General features: G+C 45.7%; 10 protein-coding genes. 4 read left to right on the top strand and 6 right to left on the bottom strand.

Going from position 1 to position 9644, the window contains the following annotated elements; translation table 11 throughout:
- Positions 1–71: 71 nt before the first annotated feature.
- The 4 genes from AC1RR2_RS20820 to AC1RR2_RS20805 all read right to left on the bottom strand — a co-directional run bounded on the left by AC1RR2_RS20820 (position 72) and on the right by AC1RR2_RS20805 (position 3436).
- The gene (locus AC1RR2_RS20820) at positions 72–749 is read right to left on the bottom strand and encodes a helicase HerA domain-containing protein (RefSeq protein ID WP_493224204.1); all 678 of its coding nucleotides are present in this window, start codon (positions 747–749) and stop codon (positions 72–74) included.
- Positions 746–1885: a hypothetical protein gene (locus AC1RR2_RS20815; RefSeq protein WP_493224203.1), complete on the bottom strand. Its 1140-nt coding sequence runs from the start codon at positions 1883–1885 to the stop codon at positions 746–748. Before AC1RR2_RS20815 ends, AC1RR2_RS20820 begins: the two co-directional genes overlap by 4 nt.
- Before the next feature lie 284 nt (positions 1886–2169).
- Complete coding sequence (locus tag AC1RR2_RS20810) at positions 2170–2391, bottom strand: hypothetical protein (protein ID WP_493224202.1); 222 nt, start codon at positions 2389–2391, stop codon at positions 2170–2172.
- Positions 2354–3436 carry a type IV toxin-antitoxin system AbiEi family antitoxin gene (locus tag AC1RR2_RS20805; RefSeq protein WP_493224201.1) on the bottom strand — a complete coding sequence of 361 codons (1083 nt, stop codon included), beginning with the start codon at positions 3434–3436 and terminating at the stop codon, positions 2354–2356. The genes AC1RR2_RS20810 and AC1RR2_RS20805 overlap by 38 nt, the downstream gene beginning before the upstream one ends.
- Positions 3437–3722: 286 nt before the next feature.
- On the opposite strand from AC1RR2_RS20805, the gene AC1RR2_RS20800 reads away from it, so the two are divergent.
- The 4 genes from AC1RR2_RS20800 to AC1RR2_RS20785 all read left to right on the top strand — a co-directional run bounded on the left by AC1RR2_RS20800 (position 3723) and on the right by AC1RR2_RS20785 (position 8033).
- Positions 3723–4358: a Crp/Fnr family transcriptional regulator gene (locus AC1RR2_RS20800; protein ID WP_493224205.1), complete on the top strand. Its 636-nt coding sequence runs from the start codon at positions 3723–3725 to the stop codon at positions 4356–4358.
- Positions 4359–4710: 352 nt separating this feature from the next.
- Positions 4711–5463, top strand: a complete 753-nt coding sequence (locus AC1RR2_RS20795; protein WP_493224200.1) for a hypothetical protein — start codon at positions 4711–4713, stop codon at positions 5461–5463.
- 25 nt (positions 5464–5488) lie between these two features.
- The gene (locus AC1RR2_RS20790) at positions 5489–5974 is read left to right on the top strand and encodes a hypothetical protein (protein ID WP_493224199.1); all 486 of its coding nucleotides are present in this window, start codon (positions 5489–5491) and stop codon (positions 5972–5974) included.
- Positions 5975–6857: 883 nt separating this feature from the next.
- The gene (locus AC1RR2_RS20785) at positions 6858–8033 is read left to right on the top strand and encodes a peroxidase, FMP-type (RefSeq protein ID WP_493224198.1); all 1176 of its coding nucleotides are present in this window, start codon (positions 6858–6860) and stop codon (positions 8031–8033) included.
- Between the two features lie 86 nt (positions 8034–8119).
- Here AC1RR2_RS20785 and AC1RR2_RS20780 read toward each other — a convergent pair whose 3' ends face one another.
- Together AC1RR2_RS20780 and AC1RR2_RS20775 are read right to left on the bottom strand one after the other, a co-directional pair.
- Entirely contained in the window at positions 8120–8737 is a 618-nt protein-coding gene (locus tag AC1RR2_RS20780; protein WP_493224197.1) for a DUF7010 family protein, read from the bottom strand.
- 379 nt (positions 8738–9116) lie between these two features.
- Positions 9117–9476 carry a hypothetical protein gene (locus AC1RR2_RS20775; RefSeq protein WP_493224196.1) on the bottom strand — a complete coding sequence of 120 codons (360 nt, stop codon included), beginning with the start codon at positions 9474–9476 and terminating at the stop codon, positions 9117–9119.
- Between the last annotated feature and the right edge of the window lie 168 nt (positions 9477–9644).

Below are 9644 nucleotides of genomic sequence, written 5' to 3'. Positions count from 1 at the left end.
ACCCCTGTTGAATACCGGTTGTTTCACCAACCTCAAAACTCTAGTAATACCTGGCACTGATTGAGGGAGGTTTACATTTCGATCTTGAACTTATCTCCACCACTCCTTGAATCAAGGACAGTAACTCGTTTATCTTTGGCGGGAAGAATTTGCCCTTCAGTGTACTCACCATTAAAGTCAATAACAACAAACTGACTTTTTTCTTTTAGAGCTGGGAGTTTTTCATTGAAAAGCGTTGTGTATAGTTTGGCTAACGTATTGGATTTGCCGCTACCGGTGTTGCCAAAGATTCCAAGATGTCCGTTGAAGATTTTCGTCCACGGCAAATTGATGGGAACATTTTCTTTTAGCATAGAACCGATGGAAAACTGCGTTTTTCCTTCAGTACCATAGATCTTAGCGATTAAGGGTTCACTAAGCAGCGATGCCTTGTCCTTAATCATGGGCATGTATTTGACACCCTCACAGAACTTATTGTCTTTGACAAAGCCAATTGGGCGAACATCGACCTTGCGAATGTAGATGGTTTTCTCTGCTTCCGCATCTAGCTTCTTTTCGTCAAGATACTCGCCTTCTACGAGACAGACAATATCAATGAACCCGCGCTGTATAAGCATATGCTCTCGCAGAGAAACACCTCTGTATTTCACTCCATCATAAAATATTGTTTCCTGGCTAGAATCTTCAAAGATACGAAGTGAAATACGAACCCCAGTGACTGCAATTACTTCGCCAACAACAATGTTCATATGTCGCCTTCAACGTTAGGAGCAATATATTTTTCTGGCTTAAGCGAGAGAATGTATTTGTTGAAATTGGTGAAGTCTAAATTTTCACCGTCGGGTGGGGAAATGACTGTAACATTTTTACAATATTTGAATTCTTCCGAGAGCGCTTTAGCTCCCTTAGTGCTAAAGCAACAAATAAAGGTTTGAAGCTCCGGATTTGAAAGTGAACGTTGAACTAGTTTCAGGATATGTTCGTCCGCAAAGGAAAAACCGAAAGTGATGAGTACCGAGTTCGGTTTTTCTAACTCGTAACTTAGAAGTCTGAGCATTTGGTAGTAATGCTCTTCAAAAACAGTTTCGTGAAATTTCCATTTGGTTGGATTCACTATGGGGAGCTTGTTATACTGAGTCCAAAATTCTTCCGCATCAGCGTCGCTAAACGAAATGGTTGGGATGTCTTCTGTTGTTCCCCCTTCGGTTACAAGATAAGTTGAGAACTCGTTAATTTTGTCGGATACAGCAGGATTCAAGAAATTTTTAATATCATCGACATATTTAACTTCAATTTTATCTTTGTTTTTAGACCAATAGACCGAACCATGAAGATGAATGATGTTTAGCTGTGGGATGCCATAATTCGTTCGTTGAAAGATGCCAGACTGGCACTGGAATGTACTAAAATTCTTGGCATGTAAATGCTTCTTGTGAAAACCTGAGGTGCCGTCGTTCACAACGAAATCATGTGACCCTTTCATTAAAATATTGTCGGCACTATGGACTAAGCATCCATCATAATTTGTTGTGAAAATATTTATTTTTCTATTTAAATCTTTTCTTCGATCCAAAAGTCCCAATAGTGTTGTCAAAAAAATTTCATAATTTTCGAGGTTGGCCAAACCTATTGGATCATTGATTGAATCTGGTTTGAAGGCCTGTACTGGATAGATACACGTTTTGTAGTAATGCATGAAAAGAGCCGTTCGCTTTCCACTCAACATTTCAAACTTTGTGGCGAGTGTTTCAATAGTTTCCCATTCACCTTCTTTGGATTTTATCGACAACCCCAAGGTTGGAAACAAGCCTGCTGATGCACCGGAGCCAATAAGAACATTTATATTTTTATTATATATGTCCAGTGCTGCTATTGATTCAAACATTGGTGTTCCTTTTAATTTGCAAAAATGAGTTCAACGCAGTAAGGCGTATTACACCATTCGAAAGACACTTTATCAATCGCATAATCTTTTATTTGCCTCGAATCACACAATACATCCAAGTTAAACGGGTCAGCATCGCATTCTTTTTACCTTATCTTATGAAGGCCTTTAGGCTTCCCTCGACGCGCAATCTCGCAACTTATCCCAAGCTTTCTAATTCACGCAGACGGTCTTCCAAACCACACTTGCTAGATCAATCAAAGCGAAATGACCACTGACCATTCCTATTTTTTTATTTCCGGAGCGCCTACCGCAAAATCCACATCCTCGGTCAAACGGGACGGCGCGATATTGTGCGCACGATGCAGCATCAAATCGCGTGCTGCGGCACCCATCAAGAAATAATCAATTCCAAGCGCTTGTGCGACATCCTGCAAAGCCTGCACGACGGTAGCGAGCGGAATAAGATCAAGCTTCTGCGAAAAGTTGAACGATGTAGTCCTCATAAATCATCTTTGCGGTTTCAATACAGCGTGCATCGCCTGTTGCCAAGAGGTCGGCGTAGACCAGCAATGGCGGAACCATGTTGCTATGTTTTGGGTCGTCGGGAAAGGTCCAAAAGCGCTTGCGCACTTCTACCACCGCCTTATGGCCTAGTTCTGCTTCCTTCATGAATTTTTGCCGCGCTGCCAACAGGCTAGGCATCTTTTCCGCGTAGAGCGTCAGTTCACCAGGGCGTAGATAGTCGCTCAGCATCGCAGCGGCAGGTTCGCCTCCCCAAAGCGCGCCGTATTCTGCAATCGGCCAAGTTTTCCATTCATTAAAGTCTGCGACGTAGTAGCGTCCGATCAAGGTGCGTGGCCGTAAAACGCGGGCATAAGCATCCGCCCATTGATTTAGCAGGCGCTCATGCTGAAACAAGCGCCGAGTGCCGCGCTTGCCTTGCAGATCGTGCACAAAGCCGAGTTGTTGCAGATCCGGTATCACCCAGCCGACAGTGCCGTGTGCCACACCCGCCATTTTTGCCAGTTCGCGATAAGGCAGGTTAATCGCCTGCGGGTTGCACAACAGAGTAAAGATGACTTGCAGACCGGTCGGCTGGAAAGCGCGTCCAATGGGAATGACGGTCGCTTTGGCGGCTGGCTTTTGCCCTTTTATCCATATCAGCAGGTTTGCCTGCTTGATATAGGCGTTACCTGCTGCATCCAAAAAAGGGATGCCGCGCTCCTTTAGCTCGTCAGCCAAGTCGGGCGCAAGATAATCGGTGATCAGCATCGCTGGCTGGCCGAGACGATCGATTTGGTGCAAGGTGACGCCAAGGTTGGCGGGACGCAGCTTGCGTTTACACTCCACCTGATAAAGCGTTTCTTGATCGCCGTGGCGAACACTTGCTACGGCATCTGCTTGTGGATGGCTTACTTGACGAATCTCTTTGATCAGCTCGATTGCCAAGCCGTGACGCTGTGCCGCCTTGATGGCGGTACGTAGCGTTTCTTTCTCGGCAGCAGGCATTTTGTCCATTTTTATTAATCGTCCATCTTTATTGGACATTTGATTTTATTGGACAATACTAAATGATTAAAACAAAGAATGTCAATATTTGTCCAATAATTTTACTTGTCCAACAATAATGGACAATATTGAATCATTGGACAAATTGACTTCCGTTTCCGCTGGACGACGACTTGGAAGCCTTACTCGAGCACTTAGAAAATAACGAGCTAGACGCTTACAGCGATATCGCCCAACAGTTAGCTTAAGAGCGGTGGATTGACTGTTGTTCAAAGCAAAATTCGCTTATGATAACTACTCTCAAATTTCGCGGCGCGGCACCTTGATGACATCCTTCACGATACCCGGATTGACGGCAAAAGGCGTCGACGAACTCTTGGCGATTGCGACCATGCGTAAGTTTTCTCGCAATGCCATCATCGTCAGTGAAGGCGACGATTCAGACAGCGTCTATTTCATCGTCTCTGGAAGCGTTAAAGTTTTCTTATCTGATGAAGACGGCAACGAAGTCGTGGTGGCGAGCATCAAGGCCAATGACTATTTCGGTGAAATGGCCTTGGAGGAAGGCTATCGATCTGCATCTGTCATGGCGCTGGAATCGGTTTCCTTAGCGATCGTCAGCATTGTCGAATTCAAGAATTTTCTTAGAACGCATCCTGATTTTGTTTTCTCCCTGCTGGCCAAACTGATACGACGGACACGCGTTGTCACGAAAAATTTCAAAGGAATGGCGCTTCTTGATGTGTATGGCAGACTTGCCAAATTATTGACGGAACTTGCCGAACCTATCGACAAGCGCATGATTATTCTTAATCCGCTCACCCAGCAAGAGATGGCAAACAGGATAGGATGCTCGCGAGAGATGGTGAGTAAAATTCTCAAGGACTTAAGCGTTGGTGGTTACCTAGCCTGTTCACGACGTCAGATTGAAATCAAACGGCGTCTTCCTGCTTCTTGGTGATCATTTTCTGTAATCTTCTTCGCTAACACTGCTCGCCATCTAGTGTTAATAAACTGCTCCTAGCGGCCCTCGTTCGTTTCAGAGAGGTGCGACTGCTCTTCTCTTGTCTAGCCTTCACGACCTAATCGGTTTTTCAATATTCCTCAAATCGGATAAGAAAAGCCTCATACAAAGAATAACTCTCTATTGCCAAAAAAATTACTTTGGTAATTTTTCACATATTTGTAGCGAAATGCCTCACAGAAACCTATTTAGGATTTTCGTACTATCTCTCTACGCGCTGTAAATCAAAAGCGCAATAACTAAGTATCAGTTACGGAAATTTTCTTAATCGTTTTAGGAGCAACAAATAATGTCGTCTTTTTTCAAAAAACATATCGCACTCCCTGTAGTCGCCCTCGCATTGTCCACAATCGTCGCCAGTGCAGCCCATGCAGATAACTATCTCACCCACGCTAACTTCGCTGAACAATTGATCACCTTTGTACAACCCGCGAACAATGTCTACGACAGTAACCCTACCACCGTTACTTGGGCAGGGATCAACGGCGCGAACATTTACCAAAACCGTTCGACTTGCTCTCCTTTCGTCACACGTGTCATCAAAACGGCTTATGACATCAGCGATACAAGCTACAAGAATTGGTTTGGTTCTACCAGCCCTAGTTCGTCTCAGTATCACGCTGCGATCGTGGCGCAAAACCACTTTCAACGCATTATGACGCCAGCGGGAATTCAACGCGGTGATCTGATTTCCATCAACTATTTGCCTTGCGCGAACAAAGATAGCACCGGCCATATGATGATAGCCATGTCAGGCGCGATCAAGAGAAGCATCGACACTGCACCAATTATTGCAGGCACAGAGCAGTATGAAATATCGATTGCTGATTCATCGAGTTCCACGCATCAAGCAACGGACGCAAGCGGCAAAATCTACAGCGATACGCGTGGTGAAGGAAGTGGGGCAGGCGTCGGAACGCTACGTTTGTACAAAGATACTCAGACGGGTCAAATTGCGGGTTATACATGGACGGTGTCTTCCGCCTCGGTTTTTTATAGCGTCAATAGCTGCCGCGTCGTTGCGATTGGCCGTCTGCAATAAATCGATATATACCAGGGAGTCGAAAATGAAATCCACTTTACACAAAGGCAAACTATTACTCGTCGTTTGCATCTCGGTATGCTCATTCAGCGCTTGTACTGTCGATACAAATAATTTGCCAGAACGTGCCAACTTGATAGAGGCAACTGCAAGCTCGATGCCGGTAAGTTCTTCGTCTCCCAAACGCTCCGGCGAAGTCGTACGTCAAGATGATAAAAGTCTTAGCGGATTTGCTCAAATTTGGTCCACGTCAAATCCGTCATTCGAAACAGACGATGCCGGTCAACGTTTAAGTGCCCAAACAGAGATTTCTGCAATCTACGCAACGCATGAATATAAGCAATTGCGTGTCATTATGAATGGCGGTAATTACGAACGTGCTAAGCGAATCGCATCAACGCCGACATTGAAAGCCATAGTCGAGCAAGAGTATCAAATGCATCTAGAAATGCTCAACACAGAACGCGTCACCGCAAAAGCTGATCATGTGCATGGGACGAAAGAGCTATAAATTGATCCGAAAAACAAAGTACATCTGAGCGCACTGAGCCGACATAACCATTGAAAGCCGTTCGCAATGGCCGTTTCATAAGCCCAATCACCAAGACCTATTGGAAAGGCCTTAGAGTCATACTCGAGATCAAAGTCGATGCAGAATTGTTGTGGTGTGTGCTGTTCGTAATTCCCGGTCGAGCGGGCAATGCCGCGTTTGTCGTAACGCAAAACCGCGATCCCCTGACGTGTCAAATAAGTCAGCTAACACGGCAAAAATATCCATTTTCAATGATTGTTTCCAAAAAATGTTTGTCGCAGTGCCATAGCTACTTTACGGCGCTATGACAAACGCATCCCAGAGAATAGGGCTGAACAAAAACTGCCACGCATCAAATACGATAGGTTGTCAAATGAGGGGTTTTAGCGGTGACATCTCGGGGTCGAACAAAGTCGCCAGCTTGTGCACTGATCTAAGCAAATTAAGCGCAGCTTCACAGCAGTGCTAATTAACACTCCTCACTAATTTACATGTTGAACACGGCATAGCTTGACGTGTAAAACCGCACGAGCGGCGGCCTGTTCTCTTGAGCGCATGCAAGCAGATCACCTATTCACAGTCGTATACATTGAAATAGCGAACCGTGAAGAGCATCGCTTCATTGACTGGCACGATGCTTGCTGAATATAAATTATAGTTTCACCACGAACTATGATCTTGTCTGATTTCAGGATGATCAAACCAAGTCAGTAGGCCGTGCAATTTACAAGTTGCTCTCAGGAATAACAGAGTTTTTTGGTGTGTATGTCTGAGCGACTTACTTAATGTGATGAAGGAACAAGCGTAGTAGCGATTTTCAATTGATTCATATGTGATGCTTTTTAACGAGGAGAACTTAAGCATGTCCATTCCGCAAAACCCAACTCCGCCGTATCCAGAATATTCCGATGCGGTATTAGATGAGCCCGCCAACTACGGCATCCTGGAGCCACTGATAGGCACTTGGGTCAATGTCAATCCCAACAACGATACGACAGGCTGGGGCTTGCACACTACTTGCATGCCTTCGCCCGGCACCAATACCGAAACCATTTTTGGCGTTTTTCACTTTTTGTGTGAAGACTATACCGAGCAACTGACTTTCACTCCAGTTGCAGGGGGTGTGCGCAATCGTGGCGGTACCAATGAGCAGTTCGCTGGCGCGATTGAGTATAGACAAAGCATACAAAGGGCGAGTGATGGTGTCGGTCTGCACGAAGAAGTAGGCATGTACTTATGGGTCGACCAAATGTATAACCATGCTGCGACCGAAGAATCCATCATCGAAGACAATGGCTATCCGCTGATCGCTATCGGCGCGGGTGCAAATGGACCTAACGATGTACCACCGTATGCGATTGCGCGCAGTGGCACTATTCCACACGGTAGTTCCATCATGTTGACTGGCAGCTTTGCCCAAGATGTCTCAGGTAAGCCGCCGTTTCCAACAGGCGCGGAGAGCTGGACAAAACCATTTGTTGCCTCCTGGCCTGAGATTCAAGTGGCCAACGCGCCGAACTTGGCATCCTCACCGCTGGCAATCTCGCCTAGCATGGGCGCCTCTGCATTGTTGACACCGCCTGACGGCTCCACGGCAGTGCCACTCAATCTTGACGAGCCAGCGCCAGCTTGGGCATTTGATAAATCCTTGCCGGTGACGCAACCAGACAGCAATCTGACTTACTTTCAACGCATCGTCGCCGACCCGCATTATCCGTATTCAGTACGCCCAGATCTACGCTTACGTGATGCCATCAAAGATCAAAACATCAGCAAATACACTTTGATTCAATTGACTAGCAAACACGATGGCGGCCCTCAGGGCGGGATTTTGAATACACCATTCGTGAAGAAATTCGCCAACGTCACCGAAATGAGTTTGAATATGTGGCTAGAAACCGTAATCGAAGACGACGGCACCGAAGTCTTGCAACTACAGTACGAGCAAATCCTCTTCTTTGAATTCATGGTCGGCTCTAATGGGCAGACTACCCGGTGGCCGCATATACAGATTAATACTTTGCGGAAGAAAAACTAATGGGTCATTTGACGAAATAGCGCAAAGCTGCACTGAGCATGAATGCAGTGCAGCTTTGCCGCAGATATCAGGATGCCCCTACACTACTAAGCAAGCTGTTCAAAATACGTCGATTGCAAACCCTGTACAGCCTGCATACGCTTCCAACGCAATTCCAAGGCAGCAATGCTCACCACATACATAGTCACGACTATCACAGGCTGCAACACAAAGCTGTGTTCGGGATACATGATCCAAGCCAAAGTGCATAAAACAGTACGAACGACTGCGTGAAAAAACCCTACCCAATGCTGTATCAACACACTCAGCGGTAACCACATCAAACCGGTCAAGATCGCAACCGCGAAAGGCAGACTACGATAGTTCTCCAGGAAGAACGGTATCGCCAGGGCGTAACATAAGAAGCTCATCGCCACTGCTGATAAGAACAAGGTATCGAAGAAATTGCGCTGTTTGTTCGATTTAAATTTCAATTGCTCACCCGTCAGTTTCGCCAAGAACATCGCAACATAGACAATGCTGCCTGTACCAATAAATACAGCCATGACTTGCGCTTTTGGGCTAAGCATCATGCCGGTCAAGATGAGTGCCGACCACACCAAGATGCCCGCCAAAGGCATCGCTAAAAACCGACGTTGACGAAATTCAGCGAGTTGTTGGTCCAATGAAATCGACACATTTGAAGAAACTGAAGATGAAGACATAATGAACTCCCTTTCAAAAATGGCTGCATCCCAATTCGTGCAGCAATGGAGCCATCATGAAGGAAGTGAAATCAGTTGCGTAGTAGCGTTTGTCATGACTTCGCATGACATTTGTCACCCAAATTCTTAATCCCATAAAGTAGCGCAGCGTAGCGCACAGTGAATCGACTGATTCACAGGCAAACCGGGACAATTCACTCCAGATCAAAAAAGTGTTGATGTGAATATTTGCACAAAAAAAGCCACTGAATTGCACCATAATGTGCCATCAAATTGCACTAACTGTGCTTTCAATGCTGAATTGTACGGCGCATGCGCCATTTAGAAAAATGTGACTGAAGGACTCTCCGTGCGTCCGTCACGAATGTAATGTTAGCAGTCATTCTGCATTGTTCTCTTGGTTTGCGCTAAACGAAATCCATTTTCCATCTTCCAATCGCTCGAACGTGCACCAATCAGGATGCCCTTCTTCACGTCCTTTTACACGAACTGGCATCAACCAATCATGCTGGCATCCAGGCAAAGGATCTGACACATCTTTCCAATCCGCACCACTGATACCGTACTCATCTTTGCAAAATTCTTCGGCGTCTTCAATCGACTCAAACCAATAATCCCCTGTTGCTGAACCGTCTTCATCAGTCGCACATGGAAATACATAAACACCGTCAGCACCCGAGTACAAGATACAACGGACGCACCCTAAAATTGGATTCCTGAGCGAAGAAATTTTACGCATACTTTTGACTGCTAACGCAAAAGTGATGTGCGCCGCGTTTTGCAGCTAGCACGAAGTATGAACAATAACACGGCGTCACTATCGACTGTCTTGTTGGACGAAGCCGCTACGCGGAGAAAACAAAGCATACCAACTCCGAAATTCAAAATTACAATTCTATCTCAAGCC

It is taken from the genome of Undibacterium sp. GW821-FHT11H02 (assembly GCF_058808015.1).
The sequence above is the reverse complement of the archived record's forward strand: the minus strand, read 5'-3'. Positions and strand labels throughout refer to the sequence as shown.